We start from the raw sequence: 20202 nt of genomic DNA, 5'->3' as shown, positions 1-20202 counted from the left end.
TCAAAAACCATTGTGCCCCGCCCCGACCGAAAAGTCAGCTTCGGGCGGCGGTTCGGCGCCCTTCCGCTCCACGATCAGCCTGTAGGCCTCCGGCTCGCGGTGCTTGGCGAAGTTGAAGATCGTCTGCCGGTAGCGCTGGCCGAGGTCGAGGTCGCAGCGCGCCGTGATCACCTCGTCCTCCAGCGACACCGCCTGTGCGACGATCTCGCCCGACGGCGCGATGATCGCGCTTTGCCCGCCCATGCTCGAGCCTTCCTCGACGCCGCATTTGGCGGTGCCGATGACCCACGTCGAATTCTGGTAGGCGCCGGCCTGCATCGAAAGATGGTTGTGGAAATGGGTCAGGCTGTCGATGTCCCTGTGGCCGGTGTGGTCGTGCGGCGTGTTGTAGCCAAGCATGACCATCTCGACGCCCTGAAGGCCCATGACGCGATAAGTTTCGGGCCAGCGGCGGTCGTTGCAGATGCACATGCCCATGACGCCGTCGAAGGCGCGCCACACCTTGAAGCCGTAGTTGCCCGGCTCGAAATAGCGCTTCTCCAGGTGCTGGTGCGTGCGGCCGGGCTGCGGCTCGGAGTGCCCCGGCAGGTGCACCTTGCGGTATTTGCCGACGATGTTGCCCGAGCGGTCGACCAGGATCGAGGTGTTGAAGCGCCGCTTGCGGCCGTCCTCATGCGCAAGCTCGGCATAGCCGAGATAGAAGCCGATGCCGAGCTTCTTGGCCTCGTCGAACAGCGGCTGCGTCTCCGGTCCCGGCATCTCCTTCTCGTAATAGCTGTCGAGCTCCGCCTCGTCCTCGATCAGCCAGCGTGGGAAGAAGGTGGTGAGCGCCAGTTCGGTGAAGACGACGAGATCGGAACCGCGGGCCTTGGCCTCGCGCATCATCTCGATCAGGCGCCTCACCGTGTCCTTGCGGGTCTCGGATTTGGCGATCGGCCCCATCTGGGCTGCGGCTGCGTTGACGATGCGTGCCATCGTTTCCTCCTCTTTCTGCTTCGCCGCGGACCTCCTGTCCGCGCTTGAATCTTTCCAACCGCGCCCCTCGGCGCCTCTGGCTTCAGCTTGTCGCGTCCAAAAGGATGCGTTCGATCTCCAGCGCGTGGCCGAGCAGCCGCTCGTCCTCGCCGTGGCCGGCCTGGACGAGGAAACTCGTCGGCAGGTTGTTCGCGTCGCGTCCGTTCGGCAGGGCCACGCCGCAAAGGTCCAGGACGTTACCGAGCATGGTGTTGCGTAGCGCCCTGAGATTGACCTTGTGGAAGAGGTCGTCGTCGGCCTCGAGCGGCGCCACTTCCGGCGCGGTGATCGGCGTCGTCGGCATGACGAGAAGCGCGCCGCCGAGCTGTGCGTGGAATTTCGGGATCAGCCTGTTGCGCCCCCGCTGGATCGACAGCAGGTCGTCGGCCGACATCCGCTTGCCGTCCAGGATGCGCTTCACCACGCGGCGGTCGATCACCTCGACCTTGTCGCTGTCGATGAGGTCGCGGTACTCGTTGTAAGCCTCCGCCGCCGTCAGCGTGCCGTATCTGGCGTTCATCTCGAGGATCTCGTCGAGCGTATCGACATGCTCGTGCCGCACCGACACGCCGGCTCGCGCCAACGCCTCCAACGAGCGCTGGAAATTCTCCACCACGGCCTCGTCAGCATCGTCGAACACCACGTTCTGCGGCGCGAGCACGGTCAGCGTCGAAAGTTCGCGGCGGCGCACCGGCGTGGTCACCGCGCCGCGCAGCGCCATGTCGAGCAGGATGCAGTCTTCGACGGAACGCGCCAGCGGTCCGATCGTGTCGTAGCTGCGCGCCAACGGGATGAGGCCGGTGGTGTCGATGCGGCCGGTGCTAGTCTTGAAGCCCACGATGCCGTTGAACGCCGCCGGGATGCGCACCGACCCGCCCGTATCGGTGCCGACTGCGCATGGTGCCAGCCGGCCGGCGACCGCGGCGGCGCTGCCCGAGGACGAGCCGCCCGGCGAGCGCCGCGTCTTGCGGTCGTTGGGATTCACCGGCGTGCCGAAATGCGGGTTGAGGCCGAGGCCCGAATAGGCGAGTTCACTGAGATTGACCTTGCCGACGGACACCATGCCGGCGGCCGCCGCATTGGCGACGCAGGCGTGGTCCGCAGTCTTGGCCGGTTTGCCGCTGAACAGCTTGGAGGCCGCGGTTGTCGGCGTGCCTGCGACGTCGAAGAGATCCTTCCAGGCGATAGGCACGCCGTCGAGCGGCGACAATGGCGCGCCGACTTCGTAGCGGCCCTGCGCCTTCTTCGCCTCGGCGCGGGCGCGGGCCGCGCCGACGGTGATGAAGATGTTGTCGCCCTTGGCCCTGGCGATCCGCTCCAGCACGCATTCGGTCAGTTCGACGGGGCTCGCCTCGCCGGAACGGTAGGCAAGCGCGATGCCCGCCGCTGTCCGGTCGGCGATGTCTTCGATACTGCTCACGCTTCGCTCCTGCTCCTCGCCTGCAGCGGCCGCGCTGCCCCGTTTGGCGCCGCCGTCATGCCCGCCTTGCTGCGACCGCCATTGCGCTGCCGCCGAACCCGGGCTACATCTCCCTTGCTGCCGACCTGAGCGCTTCCGCCCGGCGGGCTCCCTTCAAAAAACAGCTCTCCTCCACGCCCTGCCGCATGGCCGTGCGCGTCCAACGTTCCGTTTCTGCCTCGATCGCACGCCTGCCGCTCCGGCTCTTCACGGCGGCCGGCGATCATCTCGTGCTTGCCGCCTCGGCTAATGGCCTCCATCCAGATAGGGATCGCCGGCCACGCCGGTATCGGCCTTGGAGAGGATGTGGACGTCCTCGGTGCTCCAACTCGCGACGACCTTGTCGCCTGTGTCGACCGGTTCGGCGAAATAGGCGCGGTCCGACACGTTGGCGACGAAGACGCCGCCCGCAGTGTTGATCGTGACCTTGACGTAGCTGCCCTGGTACTCGGTGGCGTCGACGACGCCGGCGATCGAGTTGACTTCGGTCGTGCCGTCGCCGCGCCGCAGCGCGACATGGTCGCGCCGCACCGACACCGACAGTTTCGAGCCGGCGGAGGCCGTCTCGTCTCCGGCTTTCGCCTCGAACGTCGATCCGTCCGCGGACTTCAGCTTGAACACGCCGCCGGAATTGCTCTCCACAGTGCCGGTCAGCACGTTCTGGCCGCCCATGAAGCGCGCCACGTATGGCGTCTTCGGCTTGTTGAAGATGACGTTCGCCGTGTCTGCCTGGTCGATGCGGCCGGTGTCCATCACCACCACCATGTCGGCCAGCGCGATCGCCTCCGGCTGCGTGTGGGTGACGTGCACGAAGGTGATGCCGAGCTCGTCCTGCAGGCTCTTAAGCTCGCCGCGCATGCGCAGCCTCAGGAACTCGTCGAGAGCCGACAGCGGCTCGTCAAGCAGCAGCACCTTCGGGTTGGTGATCAGTGAGCGCGCCAGCGCGACGCGCTGCTGCTGGCCGCCCGAAAGCTGCGCCGGCATTCGGTCCTTCAGGTGGTCGAGCTGCACACGCTGCAGCATCTCCAGCGCTTTCTGCCGGCGCTCTTCCTTCCCGACATTGCGCATCTTCAGGTAGAAGGCGACGTTGTCGAGGATGGAGAGATGCGGAAACAGCGCATAGCTCTGGAACATCATAGCGGTGCCGCGCTCGACCGGCGCCTTGCCCACCACCATGTCCTTGCCGATGTAGATCTCGCCCGAACTCGGCGTCTCGTGGCCGGCGATCATCCTGAGGATCGTCGTCTTGCCGCAACCGGACGGCCCGAGCAGGCAGCAATAGGAGCCGTGCGGGATCGTCAGATTGATGTTCTGGACGGCGTAGGTGTTGCCGAACTGCTTGGCGACGTCGACCAGGCGGATCTCGCCGCTTTCCTGCAGCGGACGGGCGTTCGAAACGTGGGCTGCGGTTGTTGTCATGCTGTTCATTTCCCGCGGGACCGTTTGCGTTGGATGAGGATAATCGACGACAGCGCAAGCGCGATGACGAGGAACGAGACGATGGTGGTGACGGTGCCCAGTGCATAGAGCGCCGGAGAGGTGACGTTGGTCGTCATCGTCCAGATCTCCAGCGGCAGCGTGTTCTTCGAGCCGACGGTGAGCCAGCTTCTCGGGAACTCGTCATAGGACAGCGTGAAGCCGAATAGCGCCACCGCGATCATGCCCGGGAACACGATCGGAACGACGACTTCCTTGACCGTCTGCCACTTGCTGGCGCCGAGGTCGTAGGCCGCCTCCTCGTAGGAGGGGCTCAGCCGGCCGAGGATCGCGAACATGATGAGCAGGCCGAAGGGCAGCGCCCAGGACAGGTGTGCGCCCAGCGCCGACGTGTACCAGCTCGCCGGCCAGCCGAGATAGCGGAACGTGACGAGGATGCCGATCGACAGCACCAGGCCGGGCACGATCAGGCTGGCGATCGCCGTATAGAAGATCGCGGTCGCGCCCTTGAAGCGGCGGCGGAAGGCAAAGCCGGCCGTCACCGAGATCAGCACGGTGAGCAGCATCACCCCGACCGCCAGCGGCAGCGAGCGGTTGAAGGCGCCGACCACGTCGCCGGTCCGGCGCGGGTTGAACAGTTCGTCGAACCACATCAGCGACGGGTCGCGCAGCGGGAAGACGAGCGAGGCGGACGGACCCTGGAAGGAGAGGATCAGCACCGCGATCATCGGCCCGTACAGGAAGATGACGAACAGCGCGAACAGCGCCGCCAGCACGTAGAACGTCCAGGGGCGCGGTCCGTAGGAGGGGGAAGAAGCAGCCATGCCTATCTCACCAGTTCCTTGCGCACGTCGACCAGGCGGAAGATCGAGGCGGCAATCAGGAGCACGACGATCAGCAGGATCACCGCACTAGCCGCGGCGCGCGGATAGTTCAGGAACTGCAGGTCGTTGAAGATGCCGGAGGTCGCGGAGCCGGACAGGCCGCCGCTCATCACGGTGACGACGAAGAAGTCGCCCATCACCAGCGTGACCACGAACAGCGCGCCGAGCGCGATGCCGGTCTTGGACAGCGGCAGCACCACGTTCCAGATGACGCCCCAGCGGGTGGCGCCGGCGTCGACCGCGGCTTCCAGCAGCGACTTGTCGATGCGCGCCATCGAGTTGAAGATCGGCACGATCATGAACAGCGTGAACAGGTGCACATAGGCGACCACCACCGAGAAGTCGGAATAGAGCAGCCATTGCAGCGGCTGGTCGATGACGCCCATCTTCAAAAGCGCGCTGTTGATCAGACCCTCGGTGCCAAGCACTGGGCGCCAGGAGATCATGCGGATGATGTTGGACGTCCAGAACGGCACCGTGCAGACCAGGAAGAGCCCGATCGCGATCAGCAGGCTGCGCACGTGGAAGACCAGGAAATAGGCGATCCAGAAACCCAGCACGAAGGTGATGGCGAGCACGATCAGCGTGAATTTCAGCGTCGACCGGTAGAGCGTCCAGGTCGTCGGATTGCTGAGCAGGTCGATGTAGTTCTTCAGCGTGAAGTCGGGCACGATGCCGACTAGCATCTGGTAGCGGAAGAAGCTCACCACCACGACCAGCGCGACGGGCACGATGAAGAACAGCGCAAGCACGATCGTCAGCGGCGCGACCTGCAGATAGGTCGGCAACATGGAGCGTTTTGCAGTCGGCGCAGATGTCATCGTCTATCCCGGATGAAATCAATCTCGCCCCGAGGGGCAGTTTCGGGGCGGCGGCATCGCGCCGCCCCGAGTTCCCGATTTAGGCAGCGTTGAATTCGTTCCACTTGGAGTAGAGGAATTCAGCCTCGTCCATCAGGTTGTTCCAGACCGCGACCTGGGCGAAGCGCTCCTCGAAGGAGCCGCCGTCGCGCACGTCGCCCGCCGAGTTCGTCTTCTCGCCGGTCGGGCTGGTGATGTCGGCAGTCGCCGCCTTGCCCTCGTAGAAGAAGCCGCGCTCGTTCTCCGAGAGGTTGGCCATCGCCGTCTTCGGGTTGGAGCTGTAGTAGCCCTGCTTGGCGATGAAGCCGCCGACCCAGCCGGAATTGTACCAGTTGAGGTACTCATAGGCCGCGTCGAGCTTCAGGCCCTCGAGGTGGGCGAGCAGCCCGAGGCCGTTGCCCCAGCCGCGATAGCCTTCCTTGAGCGGCTGGTAGGTGCACTTCACGCCCTGCGTCTGCACGGCGGTGACGGCCGGCGACCACATCGACTGGATGACGACCTCGCCCGACGCCATCAGGTTCACGCTCTCGTCGAACGTGTTCCAGAGCGCGCGGAAATGGCCGCCCTTCTTCAGCTCGATCAGCTTGGCGATGGTGGCGGTCAGTTCTTCCTGGGTCGGGTTGCCCTTGTCGCCATAGGTCAGCAGACCGGCGGCCTCGCAGGCCATCATGGCGTCCATGATGCCGTTGGTCGGGATGTTCTGGATCGCCGTCTTGCCCTTGAAGTCGGGCGAGAAGAGGTCGGCCCAGCTGTTGACCTCGCGTCCGACCAGGTCGGGACGGATGCCCAGCGTGTCGGCATTGAAGACGCCGGGGCAGAAGTTCGCCCAATCGGTCTTGCCACTGGCGAAACCGTTGCTGTCCTTGCCTTCGCGATAGATGAACTCGATCGGCGCATCGCCCTGGCGCGAGACTTCCTTGCCCGCGAACGTGCCTTCCGTGTAGAGCGGGGTCAGGTCGCCCCAGTTCTTGATCTTGGCGATCTCGACGCCCTGCAGCGCGCCCTGCGGGACGGCCACCTTGCTCTGCCAGACCTCGAGGTCGGCGATATCGAGCGAGGACGGGTCCTGCACCAGACGGTTGAGCAGTCCCGGATGGTCGACCACCGACATCTCGACCTTGAAGCCGAGATCCTGGCTTGCCTGCCTGGCGATGTCCGGCAGCGTCGAATAGGACATGCCGGTGTGGTTGAGGGTGATGTCCTTGAGGTTCTGCGCCCAGACCATCGGGAAGCCGGTGACAGCCGTCACGCCGGCGACCGCTGCGCCGCCCTTGAGGACCGCGCGCCGCGAAACCGTCTTGTTCAGAAGTGTCTTCTTCATGTCAGTTCTCCCATTGCGTTTGCGTTTTCACGCTGCGTCGACGACGCCGCCTTGCCCTTCGCATGCCGAGTTTGCCACGGTCTTCTTGAAGTCGGTAGGCCGGCTGTTGGTAAAGTGATGCAGTCTCCCTTCGTCGCTCCGTCACTATCCTCCGGCGGAACAGTGCCGGCAATGAAATTCCACGGCGCCTTGCCGCGGCATTTCAATCCGTCCTAGCCGCGCGCCATCCCGGCGTCCGGCGCATTCGTTTCATCCATGTCGAGCATCCATCCCCCGCCGCGGCAGAAGCCATCGCGCGGATGGCCGCCGGCAAGGATGGGAAAGCGGTTGCAGGAGATTGCAAAACCTTCGTCTGCTGCCGACACAAGGGCGCTGAAGGCGCGTATATCCAACGCTGGATCACCCATTAATCTGTTCACCCCAACGTCACTGACGGACGCTTTTTTCAATTTATATAAGTCGTAGACAGCGAAGCTTTTATTGTGAAATAATTATTTCGCATAGATTGAAATGAAATAGTTATCAATCTGCAGGCGGACATCGAATGCGATACGATCTCAAGCATCTCGCCACCTTTATCGCCGTTGCCGAGGAACTCAACTTCCACCGCGCCGCCGAACGTCTGGCCATGGCGCAGCCGGCCGTCAGCCGCATCGTGCTCGAGCTCGAAGACCGGCTCGGCGTCAAGCTCCTGGAGCGCACCACGAGGAAGGTGCGGCTGACGGAGTCCGGGCGCTATCTCCTTGAGGAGGCGCAGGAGATCCTCGACCGCATCGAGATCGCCGAAAACACCACCCGCCTCCTCGCTTCCGGCACCAAGGCGATCCTGCGCGTCGGCTACACCACCATCACCGGCCACGCGCTGATGCCCGACATCACCCGCGAGTTCCGCCAGTCGAATCCCGACGTCCGCCTCGAACTGGAGTACATGACGTCGCCGGTGCAGCGCGACAAGATCCTGCAGGACGAGATCGATCTCGGCCTGATCGACGGCCCCTTCCAGAGTTCCGAGATCGAATCCCGCCTCGTCGCCCGCCACAAGCTGTGGGCGCTGCTCCCGCCGCGCCATCCGCTCACCGCCAAGCCGCATCTGACCATCGAGGACCTTGCCAAGGAGAAGCTCGTCATCGGCACCAACGCCGAGTGGCCGACCTTCCGGCGCATCGTCGTCGCGCTGTTCCAGAGCCATGGCTATGTGATGAATGTCGGCCAGGAGGCGTCGAGCCTCACCGGCCTGCTCGGCCTCGTCACCGCCGGCGTCGGCATCACGCTCTTCACCGCCATGCCCCGCTATTGCGGCGAGAACGCGATCGCGCCAAGGCCCATCGTCACCGACCCGCCGCTGCAGATCGAGACGCACCTCGCCTGGCGCCGCACCAGCATCAACATGGCCAAGCGCCGCTTCATCGAAGCCAGCCAGAGGGTCAGCGCCGCCTACCTGGCGCCGTGATTTCGAGCTCACCCACCCACCATTCCAATCCAAAAAGGGGAACCATCGACATGGAAAACTGGGCAAACCGCAAGACGCTGATCCTCGGCCGCAACGAGATGATCGGCCTCCTGAAGCCGCACGAATACAATGACTGCGTCGAACAGGCCTATCGCATGCATGGCGAGGGCCGCTTCTACATGGACCCGAAGGGCCACATCGTGCTCGACCGCTTCCCCGGCGAATGGGAAGCCATGCCCTCCTATATCGAGGAGCCGCATGCGGCGGCCTGCAAATGGGTGTCGATCCGCGAGCAGAATCGCGAGAAATACAACCTGCCGACCGTCTTCTCGATCCTGATCTACACCCACCCCGAGACCGGCTTCCCGCTCGCCATCGTCGACGGCAGCTACCACACGGTGATGCGCACGGGCTCGGCTGCGGCCGTGTCGACCAAATGGATGGCGCGCAAGGATTCCAAGAAGCTCGCCATCATCGGCGCCGGCCATATGGCCGAAGGCGCGATCCAGACCTGCAACGAGGTCTTCAAATGGTCTGAGGTGCGCGTCTGGAGCCGTGGCAAGGAGACGCTCGACAATTTCGTCAAGGACATGCAGCCGAAGTTCGACCACTTCGAGATCAAGCCCTCGACCGACCTCGAGCAGACGGTGCGCGGCGCCGACGTGGTGGTGACGCTGACCCCGGCGCGCGGACCGATCGTCATGGCCGACTGGATTTCGCCCGGCACCCACATCGCCGCCGTCGGCGCCGACAAGAAGGGCGATCAGGAGTTGGAGAGCAGGCTGCTCAAGGGCGCGCGCATCTTCGTCGACGATATCAGGCAGTGCCGCACCGACGGCGAGATCAACGTGCCGCTTTCGGAAGGCGTCATCACCGAGGCCGACGTCGCCGGCGAGATCGGCGAGGTGATCACCGGCAGGAAGCAAGGCCGCACTTCCGACGAGGAGATCACCATCTTCGATTCCACCGGCATCGCGCTGCAGGATTCTGCGACCGTGCCGCTGGAATACGAGCGGGCGATGGCTGCCGGCGTCGGCATCGAGAAGAAGATGATCTCGACCTGAGCGATTTCGTCCGGCTCATCCGTCCAGAAGCGGCCCGCAACCCCTCATTGCAGCCGGCGATTTCCTCGCCGGCTGCGTTCCCCAGCGGAACATTTTTGCGGCTTCGGCGTTTATTTCTGCTAAGCTCCTAAAGCGGGGTTCCGGGAGGAATGTATGCGCAAGATGCCTTTCTTTTCGCCGGTATGCGTGTCGTCGGCTGACGAGCCTTCCGGCCATGACATCGAGGATCTGGAGCAGGCGCTGCTTTTCCTGCGCCACTGGCCGGCAGACAGGCGCGGCCCGGTCTATCAGGCTGCCTACAACGCCTGCACCGCGGCCCGCGACGGCTACCTGACGGTCGAGGAAGCGAGGAAATCGCTGTCCGGCTTCGCCCGCATCACCGGCATCCTGAAGAAGACCGATCTGAAGCCGGCCGTCGCCGGCGATCCGGACGGCAGACGCCACCTGCAAGGCTAACACGCCGCGATCCAGCCAACTGCCAGGATCAGTGAAGTCGAACCAGACCCGGCAGGGCTTCGTCAGGGTCTGGAGTGCGCGGCTTTACTCGCCGGCGGCAGCCGCTTGCGCCGCCCCGCCCCCCGTACCAGGTACAAGCTCGCACCCTTCGTAGAACTCGTGATAATTGCAGGTCAGCTCTTCGCCGGCCGCAATGTCGCGCGTTGCGGTTCCGACGCCATATTCCGAAAAATCGGTGTTCGGCGTGTCGGAGTGGTTCATGAAGCGCCCGTTGTCGACCTCGTAGACCAGAAAACCGGGACTGTCCGGGCTCGGATAGGCGTAGCGGTCGAGCAGTTCCCTCATCGTTTCAGGCATGGAATCATAGGCATCCGCCGGGATCAGCCGGTCGAAATCCGGATTGAGCCGCCATATGGGCGCTCCCTTGCCGATCGGCGCCGCCGCGAAGACGCCCACTCCCTCGATCTCGCTGGCGGCCACATAGGTGCTCACCAGAAGCATGGCTTCACATTTGGTCGTTGTAGTGTTCCTTGGTCTGCCCGACCATGCGCGCCAGTTCCGAAAAGCCGGGCATGCTCGATTCGCCCTGGCTGTTGTTCGCCAGTTGCAGCAGGCGGATCGGAAAGCAGATGGCGTCACGGTTGGCGGGCGACATGTCTTCGAACAGCCTCTCTTCGCCGGTCAGGCTCGCCTCGGCTTTTCGCAAGGCAAGGTCTATCTCGTCAATGCTGAGCAGGCCCTTGTGCACCAGCGCGTTGTTGATGGAGGCGACGGCAAGCAGAAGGCCCTGAAGCTGCAGGTTCGCGGTGTTCATGGCTTGTCCCTTCCTGTTGAGCTGCCGGCGGCCAGGCGCTCACCCGCCGGCTTGCGCCATAACCTCAGGCCGGCAGGAATGGTTCCGGCAGGCGGGGAAGCCGCAAGAGCCTACTCGGCCGGCTCCACGCCGGAATAGGCGGCTTCCTCGAGTTCGCGCTTCAGCCGCGCCTCCTCCTGCACCTTCGGCGTGACGAAGCGCCCTAACAGCAGATAGGCGACGGGGGTCAGGAACAGCGTCGAGATGGTCGCCATGCCGAGGCCGCCGACGATCACCCAGCCGAGCGCGATGCGCGCCTCCGCCCCGGCGCCCGACGCCAGCACCAGCGGCAAGCCGCCGAGCACCGTGCAGATCATGGTCATCGTCACCGGCCGCAGGCGGATGTTGGACGCCTCCTCGATGGCCTGGCGCACGTCCATGCCGCGATCGCGCAACTGATTGGCGAATTCGACGATCAGGATGCCGTTCTTCGCCATGATGCCGACCATCAGCACCAGGCCGATCTGGCTATAGGCGTTGAGGCTGGTGCCGGTGATCAGCAGCGCGAAGACCGCGCAGGCAAGCCCGAGGGGCACCGTCGCCATGATGATCACGGCGCTGACGAAGCTCTCGAACTGCGCGGCGAGCACGAGCAGGATGATGACCAGCGCGAAGCCGAAGATCGTCATCATGCCGCTGTTGGTCTCGCCGAGCGTCGCCGCCTCGGCGAGCGGCAGGATGCGGCTGCCGGCCGGCAGCATCGGCCCCGCGATCTCCTGGGCGCGCTGATAGGCGTCGCCCAGCGCGAAGTCCGGCGCCAGGTTGGTTGTTATGGCGACCGCCCTGAGCTGCTGCTCGCGCGCCAGCGACGGCGGCACCGCCTTCTCGGTCAGCGTCGCGATCGAGGCCAGCGGCACGAACCGGCCGTCGACCGTCTTCAGGAAGATGTTCTCCATATCCGTCGGGTCGTTGATCGGATTGGTGGTGGAGACCAGCTTCACCGCGAAGGAACGGTCGTCGATGAACACCTCATCGACCTCGTTGCCGTCGAGCATCGCCTGTATGGCTTCCGAGAGCCCGACGATGTCGATGCCGAGGTCCGAGGCGCGGTCGCGGTTGATCGACACGGAAAGCTGCGGCTGCGTCGCGTCGGTGGTGAGGCGCGGCTGCTGGAAACGCGGATCCTTCTCCATCTCGGCGATGATCCTGTTTGCCGTCTCGCCGAGCTCGGCATAGCTGTTCGAACCGATCACCGCGAATTGCAGGCCGTTGCCGGCGCCGCGAATGCCGAGGCTATTGGGCGTCACCGGGAAGGCGCGGACGCCCGGCACGTCGGCCACCAGCCTGACGATCTCCGCCATGATTTCCTGCTGCGAGCGCTCGCGCTCGTCCCACGGCGCCAGCGCCATCACCATGAAGGCGCTGTTGACGGAACCGCCCTGCCCGGCATTGGCGAAGGTCGCCTGAATCTCGCCGGAATCGCGCAGCGGCTGGATCAACTGCTCGATGCGGCGCAGCTGCTGCGTCGTGTAGTCGAGGCTCACGCCCTGCGGCGCGTTGATGCGTAGCATCGCCAGCGAGCGATCCTCGGACGGCGTAAGCTCCTGCCGGATCAGCCCGAAAGCGCCATAGGCGCTCGCGGCGAACAGCAGGGAGACCAGCACGACGATCCAGGGCGCGCCGAGACAGGCGTGCAGGCAGCGCCGGTAGAGGCCGGCCAGCTTGCCGCCGATATTGCCGATCACACCGCCATGATGGTCGCCGGCATGCGCCGTCAGCATGCGCGAGGCGAGCATCGGGCAGAGCGATAGCGCGACGACGCAGGAAAGCATCACCGCGATCGCCAGCACGAAGCCGAATTCGCGGAACAGGCCGCCGGTCTGGCCGGGCAGGAAGGAGAGCGGCACGAACACCGCGACCAGCGTCGCCGTGGTGGCGACCACCGCGAAGAACACCTCCTGCGTGCCGAGCACGGCGGCAGCGCGCGGCCCCATGCCCTCGTTGCGCCGGCGCACGATGTTCTCCAGCACCACGATCGCGTCGTCGACGACGAGACCGGTCGCCAGCACCAGCGCCAGCAGCGTCAGGATGTTGACCGAGAAGCCGACGAGGTAGATCGCCGCGATCGTGCCGATCAGCGCGACCGGCAGGGCGAGGCCCGGAATGAGCGTCGCCCTGAGGTCGAGCAGGAAGAGATAGATGACGAGCAGCACGATCGACACGGCGATCACAAGCGCGATCTCGACCTCGTGCACCGCGCCGCGCACGAAGACCGCATCGTCGCTGGTCACCTTGATGCTCATGCCTTCCGGCAGGTTCTTCTGGATGTTCGCCACCGCCGCCCGCACCCCGTCGGAAATGTCGAGCGTGTTGGATTCGGCCTGCCGGATGATGCCGAGTCCGATGCCCGTCTTGCCGTCCGAGCGCAGCGAGGAGACTGCGATGTCGGGACCGAGCGTCACCGTCGCCACGTCGCCCAGCCGGTTCTGGTCGCCGATCATCAGCGCTTCGAACGCATCGGGCGTCGTCACGTCGGCGGTGGCGCGCACGATGATGTTCTGGTCGTTGGTGGTCAGCGCGCCGGCCGGCGTGTCCAGGGCGATCGACGACAGCGTGTTGCGGATGTCGGCGATGGTGAGGCCGAGACTGGCGAGCTTCGCCTGGTCGATGTCGATGCGGAATATCTTCTCGCGGTCGCCGTAGACGCTGATGTCCGCCACGCCCGGCACAGCCGACAGCGTGTCGAGGATCTGGTCCTCGATCAGGATCGTCATGTCCTCGACCGACATCGTGTCTGAGGTAACGGCGAGGCGCAGCACCGCGTCGGCATTGGCGTCGGCCTTGACGATGCGCGGCGGATCCGCGTCGTCCGGCAATTGATCGGTAACCCGGCCGACCGCGTCGCGCATGTCGGACGCGGCGACGTCGAGATCGACGCCGTCGTTGAACTCCACGGTGACGCGGCTGCGGCCGTAGGAGGATGTCGAGGAGATCGACTTCACGCCGGAGACGCGCGACACCGCGCCTTCGAGCACGTCGGTCAGTTCGCGGTCGATGGTTTCCGCCGCCGCGCCCCGGTAGTCGGCGGTGATGGTGATTACCGGCCGGTCGACGTCGGGCAGTTCCCGCACCTCGACGCCGAAGAAGGCGGCAAGCCCCGCAACGATGATCAGCGTGTTGATCACGAAGGCGAGGATCGGACGGCGCACGAAGAGCGCCGTCATGCCGTTTTCGGGATGGGCGTTGCTGGCTTCCGACATCGCGCGCCTTGCCCCGCGCTACGAGCCGCTGCCGACCACGGCCGGCCGCGTCGTGCCGGGCTCGCTGCGGGCGATGAGCACCTCGGCGCCGTCGCGCACCGCATGGACGCCTTCCGTCACCACCGTATCGCCCGGCCTGATGCCTTCCGCCGACACCAGCACGCTTTCGGTGTTGCGCTGGACGATACGGACCGGCGTGCGCTTCGCCTTGCCGTCGCGGATCACCCAGACGAAGGCGCCGTCCGTGCCCCACTGGATCGCCAGCGGATCGACGGAGGGATAGGCGTCGCCCGGAAACTTGACCGAGACGCGGAACGACATGCCGGCGCGCAGCGTGTCCTTGTCGTTGGGGATGGCGGCCTGCACGAGCAGCGTGCGGCTCTTGTCGTCGACCCGGTTGTCGACGGCGCTCACCGTGCCTTCGAACACCTCGTCCGGCCGCGCGATCGGCGACGCCGTCAGGCGGCCGCCGACCGCCATGTTGGCGGCGAAGCGCTCCGGCACGTAGAAGTCGATCTTGATCTGCGAACGGTCGTCGATCGTGGCGACCACGGTGTCGGTGGTGACGTAGTTGCCGGCCTCCACCGGCAATATGCCGATGATGCCCTCGATCGGGGCGGTGATAGCGCGGCGGTCGAGGTTGAGCTGCGCGTCGCGCAGGCCCAGTTTCGCGTTGCCGACGACGAGTTCGGCGTCCGTCACCTGCACCTGCGTCGCCGTATTGCTCGATCTCAGCGAGCGGACGCGCTCCAGCTTCGCCTCGGCATCGGCGAGTGCGATCTTGGCGCGGTCGAGCGCGATTTCCTCGACCTCCGAGTCGAGCCGCGCGATCACCGTGCCCACATCGACCTGCGCGCCGGATTCGAGCTCGATCGTCGTCACCCGGCCGGCCGTATAGGGCTTGACGGTGACCGAATTGTTCGCCCGGCCGGTGCCTATCGCCGAAAGCCTGTCGTTGATGACGGCCTCGATCACCGGCGCGGTGATCACCGCGGTCTGGGGGCCGCTGCGGCGCGGTTCCCCGTTCCCGCCCTGCGGCTTCGCATCGCCGGCGACCTGCACGGCCCAGCCCAAGCCCCAGCCCGCCAGAATCTCGGAAGCGCCCGGAAAAAACTTCACCCATGCGGCCGCGGCTGCGACCAGAACGACCAGGGCAAGGAGCAGTTGTTTCCAGGCTGTCATAGACACTCCGGGTCCGGCGGGCCAGGGATGCGCCCGTAACGGTCATGCTGGATTGAGGATGAGGCGCGACCCTGCACGCCCTGTCCCCAGGAATCCCTACTGGCGCCTTATGACAATTTCACGGCCCCGGCGCACCCATTTTATCATTAAATCTAGGTAAGGTAGAGCGCCTGCGTTCCGGTAAACGATTGTTCACAAAAGCTTGTTCAGCGCAGGCCCTCCATCTCGCCGATGCGCCGCGCGCTGTCCGCCTCGAGCCGCCGCGTCAGCTCTCCGATCAGGGTTTCGGCGACGACGAAGAGCGCCGCCGAGGAGTCCCAGGGCGACGGCACGGCGGTCCGGCCGACGACGACATGGCGGGCAAAACGCGCGATCGGCGACAGCCACTGGTCGGTGAACAGGATGATGTGGACGCCGCGCTGATGCGCTTTCTCGGCGAAGCGGGCGAGGCTTTCCTGGTAGCGGCGGATGTCGAAGATCAGGAGCACGTCACGCTTGCCCATGTCGATCAGCCGGTCGCGCCAGTTGCTTTCCTGGCCGGCGAGGTGAAGCACGTTGGGCCGGATGATGGTCAGATGCGCCGCCATGTAGTGGGCGACGGGGTCGGTGAAGCGCCCGCCGATCAGGAAAACCGCGGCTTTCGGGTTCGACAGCAGCGTCACCATGTCGGCGATCTGCTTTTCGGACACGTGGCGGAACGTCTCGTGGATGTTTTCCAGCGTCGCCTCGACCGTGGGCGGAACGCCGCCGCGCCGCGACGGCTGCGGCAGCCCGGCCCGCGAGGCCGGCGACTGCAACTGCGCCGCCAGTTCGTCCTGCAGCGCCGCCTGGAATTCGGGATAGTTGTGGAACCCCAGCCGCGCCACGAAGCGAAGGATGGTCGGCGAACTGACGCCGGCGACTTGCGAGAACTCCGCCACCGTCTTCAACCCCACGACGGGGTAGCCGGCGATCAGCGCCTGCGCGGCGCGCCGTTCCCCCGCAGGCATCGAGTCCATGCGGTCGGAGATCAGTTCGGCGACGCCGGTTTTCATCTTTGCCGTCCCCCACTTCTTTCCAAAACCGATTTGACAAAGCCGCGAAAGGTGTATGAAATCATCCACGACGACGCAATGAAACAAAAATCGTAACATACGATACAGCGTCGGAGGGGCTTCGCATGCAGCATGCAAGGCAGGCGGCACACGCCGGCGAAGGCGTGGTGGAGAAAGGCATGGTTCGGGTCACGAACCGCGCCGGCACGTCGCCCTTCCTGCTCGTCTGCGATCATGCATCCAACTACCTGCCGCCGCATCTCGGCACGCTCGGCCTGAAGCCGGCGGACATGCTGCGCCACATCGCCTGGGACCCGGGCGCGCTGCCCGTTTCCCTCAAGATGGCCGATATGCTCGACGCCGCGCTGGTCGAGGCCGGCGTGTCGCGCCTCGCCATAGACTGCAACCGGCCGCTGGATGCGCCGGACCTCATCCCGCAGATCAGCGAGACCACGCTCGTCCCCGGCAACGCCGCCCTCGCCGAGGCCGACCGCGCCGAGCGGATCGCGCTTTCCTGGCGCCCCTTCCACGACACGATCGAGTCGCTGGTCCAAGAGCGGCTGGCCGCCGGCCGCGCCACTTGGCTGGTCTCGATCCATTCCTTCACCCCCGTCTACAAGGACGTCGTCCGTCCCTGGGAGATCGGCGTCATCCACGACCAGGACGAGCGCCTGTCGGCCCCCCTCATCGCCGCCCTGCAAGCCACGAAACGCTTCGACGTCGGCATCAACCAGCCCTATTCGCCCGCCGATCGCGTCTATTTCACGCTGGAGCGGCATGCGCGTTCGCGCGGCCTCCCCTGCGTGATGATCGAGATCAGCAATGCCGAGATCGCCGACGCCGACGGGCAGGCGCGATGGGCGGAGCTGCTCGCGCAGATCCTCGGAAACATCCGCCTGCCCGCTTCCGCCGGGCACCCAGACCCGCATCTCGATTCGTAGACAGGAGCACAAGCGCCTTGCCCGAGCCGATCCGCATATTCGTCCGAGTGGTCGACGGCCTGAACTACAGGATCGGCCGCTTCGCCATGTACCTGCTCTATCCGCTGGCGGCGATCCTGCTCGCCTCCACGGCATCGCGCATCTTCCTCGGCCTGCCGATCAACTGGGCGCTGGAAATGTCGCAGTTCATCCTGTCCGCCTACTACCTGCTCGGCGGCGCCTACACGTTCCAGCTCGGCCAGCATGTGCGGATGGATCTGCTCTATGACAGGCTGTCGGCGCGCAATCGCGCCATCACTGACGCATTCACCATCCTGTTCGTCATCTTCTATCTTGCCGTCCTCTTCGGCGGCGGCCTGTCGAGCACGAATTACGCGATCGTCTACGGCCAGAAGAACTACTCCGCGTGGAGCCCGCCCTTGTGGCCTATCAAGGTCGTGATGACGGCCGCGATCTTCATGATGCTGCTGCAGTGCGTCAGCGCCCTCTTCAAAGACATCGCCATTGCGCGCGGAAAGCCCCTCGCATGAGCTCCGAGCTGATCACACTGTTCATGTTCGGCACCATGCTGGTGCTGTTGTTCACCGGCCAGCGCGTCTTCGGCGTCATCGGTTTCGTCGGCTCGGCTGCGGCGCTGTGGCTGTGGGGACAGGGCTCCTTCGAGATGCCGTTCAACGCCACCTTCCAGGTGCTGAACTGGTATCCGCTGATCACCGTGCCGTTCTTCGTCTTCATGGGATACATGCTGTCGGAATCGGGCATGGCGTCCGGCCTCTACCGCATGTTCCACGTCTGGTTCGGCCCGGTTCGCGGCGGTCTGGCTCTCGGCACGATCGGCCTGATGGTGCTGATCGCGGCGCTGAACGGCCTCTCGGTCGCCGGCATGGCGATCGGCGCGACGATCGCGCTGCCGCAGCTGCTTCGCCACGGCTACGACAAGGTGATGGTGACCGGCGTCATCCAGGCCGGTTCGTCGCTCGGCATCCTCATTCCGCCGAGCGTCGTGCTGGTGCTCTACGCGATGATTGCGCGGGCGCCGGTGATCGACCTGTGGCTGGCCGGCATCGGGCCGGGCCTGCTGATGGCGGTCATCTTCGCGATCTACGTCTATGTCCGCTGCCTCCTGCAGCCGGAGATTGGGCCGGCGCTGCCGGCCGAGGAGCGCGCGCAGATCACACGCTCCGAGAAATTCGCGCTGCTGCGTTCGGGCCTGCTGCCGCTGGCGATCTTCTTCATCATGATGGGACTGTTCCTCACCGGCGTCACCAGCCTGGTGGAGAGTTCGGCCGTCGGCGCGCTGCTGTCCGTCGGCGCCGCCTGGTGGTCGGGCAACCTCAACCGTCGCGTGTTCGAGGATTCCACGCGCAACACGCTCACCATCTCGTGCATGTTCATGTGGATCATCCTCGGCGCGCTGTGCTTCAGCTCGGTCTATGACGGGCTGGGAGCGGTCAAGGCGGTGAAGACCCTGCTGGTGGATACATACGATTTCAGCCCCTGGACGATCCTCATCCTGATGCTGCTCTCCTTCATCGTCATGGGTATGTTCCTCGACGACACCGCGATGCTGGTCATCGTGGCGCCGCTCTACATTCCGTTGGTGGGGGCGCTCGGCTTCGATCTCATCTGGTTCGGCATCCTCTACACGATCACCTGCCAGATCGCGTACATAACGCCTCCCTTCGGCTACAATCTGTTCCTGATGCGCGCGATGGCGCCTCCCGAGGTGACCCTGATCGACATCTATCGCTCGATCATCCCCTTCTTCTTCCTGATGGTTCTGTCGATCATCATCCTGATGGTCTTCCCTGAGATCGCCCTGTGGCTGCCGTCGCTCTACCGCGGGGGGTGACGACGGCCGGGGACATGACTGCCTCCGGGCAGGGTATTCGATACTGAAACCGCAACGAGAAAGAGGAGAACGTAGTGATGACGGAGAAGACCAACCTCAGCAAACGCGACTTCCTGCGCAAATCGGTGCTGACCAGCGCCGGCGCTGCCGGCGCCACCTTGCTCGCGACGCCTTACGTGAAGGCGCAGAGCCCTATCAAGTGGCGCCTGCAGACCTATGCCGGCCCGGCGCTCGCAGAGCACGTCGTCAAGAATTCGATAGACTGGTTCAACAAGGCCGCCAATGGCGAGATGGAGATCGAGCTCTATACGGCCGACCAGCTCGTTCCTCACGGCGAGCTGTTCCGCGCCGTGCAGTCCGGCACCATCGACGCCGCCCAGAGCGACGACGACTCGGCTGCCGCGCCCGTCGACGTCAAGGTGTTCGGCGCCTACTTCCCGCTCGCCTCGCGCTATTCGCTCGATGTGCCGGCGCTGTGGCACTGGCACGGCCTCAAGGAAGTCTGGGAGGAAGCCTACGCCGAGATTCCCGGCGTGACCTGGCTCTCGACCGGCGCGTGGGATCCCTGCAACTTCGGCACTACCAAGCCGATCAACTCGCTGGCCGACCTCCAGGGCCTCAGGGTCTACACCTTCCCGACAGGCGGCCAGTTCCTCTCCAAGTTCGGCGTGGTGCCGGTGTCGTTGCCCTACGAAGACGTCGAGCCGGCGATCCAGACCGGCGAACTGGACGGCGTCTGCTGGTGCGGCATCACCGAGATGCACACCGTGGGCTGGGCGAACGTGCTGAAGTATTACCTCACCAACCCGCTGTCGGGCGCATGGGCCGGCTCCTACTTCGTCAACACCGAAAAGTGGAACGCGGTGCCGGAGCACCTGCAGCAGCTCTTCAAGCTGGCGATGGATTCCTCGCATTATTATCGCCAGCACTGGTACTGGGCGGGCGAGGCTAAGTACCGCAACGAGGGCAAGCTGGAGCTGACGACCATTCCCGCCGCGGAGTGGAAGCAGGTCGAGGACGAGGCGACCAAGTTCTGGGACGAGGTCGCCGGCCAGAGCCCGCGCAGCGCCAAGGTCGTCGAGATCATCAAGAAATACAACGACTCGATGAACAAGGCTGGCGCGCCGTACCGCTACAGCTAAGTTTCGAAACCTGCCGGCCGCGCCACTTGCGCGGCCGGTCCCCCTTTTCAGAC

Annotated in this window: 19 protein-coding genes; 7 read left to right on the top strand and 12 right to left on the bottom strand. The window is 65.0% G+C overall.

All coding sequences use genetic code 11. From position 1 onward, the window contains the following. The 7 genes from D8676_RS06005 to D8676_RS05975 all read right to left on the bottom strand — a co-directional run bounded on the left by D8676_RS06005 (position 1) and on the right by D8676_RS05975 (position 7424). Complete coding sequence (locus tag D8676_RS06005) at positions 1-975, bottom strand: N-carbamoyl-D-amino-acid hydrolase (RefSeq protein ID WP_121579949.1); 975 nt, start codon at positions 973-975, stop codon at positions 1-3. 82 nt (positions 976-1057) lie between these two features. After that, positions 1058-2434: an amidase gene (locus D8676_RS06000; RefSeq protein ID WP_121579948.1), complete on the bottom strand. Its 1377-nt coding sequence runs from the start codon at positions 2432-2434 to the stop codon at positions 1058-1060. A gap of 285 nt (positions 2435-2719) precedes the next feature. Next, positions 2720-3853: an ABC transporter ATP-binding protein gene (locus D8676_RS05995; protein ID WP_121580433.1), complete on the bottom strand. Its 1134-nt coding sequence runs from the start codon at positions 3851-3853 to the stop codon at positions 2720-2722. A 44-nt stretch (positions 3854-3897) separates the two neighbouring features. Continuing rightward, on the bottom strand, positions 3898-4734 hold the full coding sequence (locus tag D8676_RS05990) for an ABC transporter permease (RefSeq protein ID WP_121579947.1): 837 nt from the start codon (positions 4732-4734) through the stop codon (positions 3898-3900). Positions 4735-4736: 2 nt separating this feature from the next. Beyond that, positions 4737-5615: an ABC transporter permease gene (locus D8676_RS05985; RefSeq protein ID WP_121579946.1), complete on the bottom strand. Its 879-nt coding sequence runs from the start codon at positions 5613-5615 to the stop codon at positions 4737-4739. A gap of 79 nt (positions 5616-5694) precedes the next feature. Continuing rightward, a complete protein-coding gene (locus D8676_RS05980) occupies positions 5695-6975 on the bottom strand; it encodes a PotD/PotF family extracellular solute-binding protein (protein ID WP_121579945.1) in 1281 nt (426 codons plus the stop codon). Between the two features lie 212 nt (positions 6976-7187). Next, the gene (locus D8676_RS05975) at positions 7188-7424 is read right to left on the bottom strand and encodes a hypothetical protein (protein ID WP_147448160.1); all 237 of its coding nucleotides are present in this window, start codon (positions 7422-7424) and stop codon (positions 7188-7190) included. Positions 7425-7519: 95 nt separating this feature from the next. Between D8676_RS05975 and D8676_RS05970 the strand changes: the two genes are divergently transcribed. From D8676_RS05970 to D8676_RS05960, 3 genes are all read left to right on the top strand, one after another. Then, complete coding sequence (locus D8676_RS05970) at positions 7520-8425, top strand: LysR substrate-binding domain-containing protein (RefSeq protein ID WP_121579943.1); 906 nt, start codon at positions 7520-7522, stop codon at positions 8423-8425. A 50-nt stretch (positions 8426-8475) separates the two neighbouring features. Next, positions 8476-9489 (top strand): saccharopine dehydrogenase NADP-binding domain-containing protein, encoded by a 1014-nt coding sequence (locus tag D8676_RS05965; protein ID WP_121579942.1) that lies wholly within the window; start codon positions 8476-8478, stop codon positions 9487-9489. A 153-nt stretch (positions 9490-9642) separates the two neighbouring features. Next, positions 9643-9945 (top strand): DUF982 domain-containing protein, encoded by a 303-nt coding sequence (locus tag D8676_RS05960; protein WP_121579941.1) that lies wholly within the window; start codon positions 9643-9645, stop codon positions 9943-9945. A gap of 84 nt (positions 9946-10029) precedes the next feature. On the opposite strand, the gene D8676_RS05955 is transcribed toward D8676_RS05960, so the two are convergent. From D8676_RS05955 to D8676_RS05935, 5 genes are all read right to left on the bottom strand, one after another. Continuing rightward, positions 10030-10446, bottom strand: a complete 417-nt coding sequence (locus D8676_RS05955) for an SET domain-containing protein-lysine N-methyltransferase (RefSeq protein ID WP_121579940.1) — start codon at positions 10444-10446, stop codon at positions 10030-10032. 4 nt (positions 10447-10450) lie between these two features. Further along, positions 10451-10759 (bottom strand): hypothetical protein, encoded by a 309-nt coding sequence (locus D8676_RS05950; RefSeq protein WP_121579939.1) that lies wholly within the window; start codon positions 10757-10759, stop codon positions 10451-10453. 110 nt (positions 10760-10869) lie between these two features. Then, positions 10870-13998 (bottom strand): efflux RND transporter permease subunit, encoded by a 3129-nt coding sequence (locus D8676_RS05945; protein WP_121579938.1) that lies wholly within the window; start codon positions 13996-13998, stop codon positions 10870-10872. Positions 13999-14016: 18 nt separating this feature from the next. Then, positions 14017-15180: an efflux RND transporter periplasmic adaptor subunit gene (locus D8676_RS05940; protein ID WP_121579937.1), complete on the bottom strand. Its 1164-nt coding sequence runs from the start codon at positions 15178-15180 to the stop codon at positions 14017-14019. 206 nt (positions 15181-15386) lie between these two features. After that, positions 15387-16214 (bottom strand): MurR/RpiR family transcriptional regulator, encoded by an 828-nt coding sequence (locus D8676_RS05935; protein WP_121579936.1) that lies wholly within the window; start codon positions 16212-16214, stop codon positions 15387-15389. Between the two features lie 179 nt (positions 16215-16393). Here D8676_RS05935 and D8676_RS05930 point away from each other — a divergent pair, with 179 nt between their 5' ends. The 4 genes from D8676_RS05930 to D8676_RS05915 all read left to right on the top strand — a co-directional run bounded on the left by D8676_RS05930 (position 16394) and on the right by D8676_RS05915 (position 20149). Continuing rightward, positions 16394-17155: an N-formylglutamate amidohydrolase gene (locus D8676_RS05930; protein ID WP_121580432.1), complete on the top strand. Its 762-nt coding sequence runs from the start codon at positions 16394-16396 to the stop codon at positions 17153-17155. Positions 17156-17172: 17 nt separating this feature from the next. Then, positions 17173-17685, top strand: a complete 513-nt coding sequence (locus D8676_RS05925) for a TRAP transporter small permease subunit (RefSeq protein ID WP_121579935.1) — start codon at positions 17173-17175, stop codon at positions 17683-17685. Then, complete coding sequence (locus D8676_RS05920; RefSeq protein WP_121579934.1) at positions 17682-19007, top strand: TRAP transporter large permease subunit; 1326 nt, start codon at positions 17682-17684, stop codon at positions 19005-19007. The genes D8676_RS05925 and D8676_RS05920 overlap by 4 nt, the downstream gene beginning before the upstream one ends. Positions 19008-19084: 77 nt before the next feature. Further along, positions 19085-20149: a TRAP transporter substrate-binding protein gene (locus tag D8676_RS05915; protein WP_121579933.1), complete on the top strand. Its 1065-nt coding sequence runs from the start codon at positions 19085-19087 to the stop codon at positions 20147-20149. Positions 20150-20202: the final 53 nt, after the last annotated feature.

The sequence above is a fragment of the Mesorhizobium sp. YM1C-6-2 genome (assembly GCF_003666685.1).
Lineage (GTDB): Bacteria > Pseudomonadota > Alphaproteobacteria > Rhizobiales > Rhizobiaceae > Mesorhizobium_K.
Note: the sequence above shows the minus strand (reverse complement) of the source record. Positions and strands in the feature narration are given on the sequence as shown.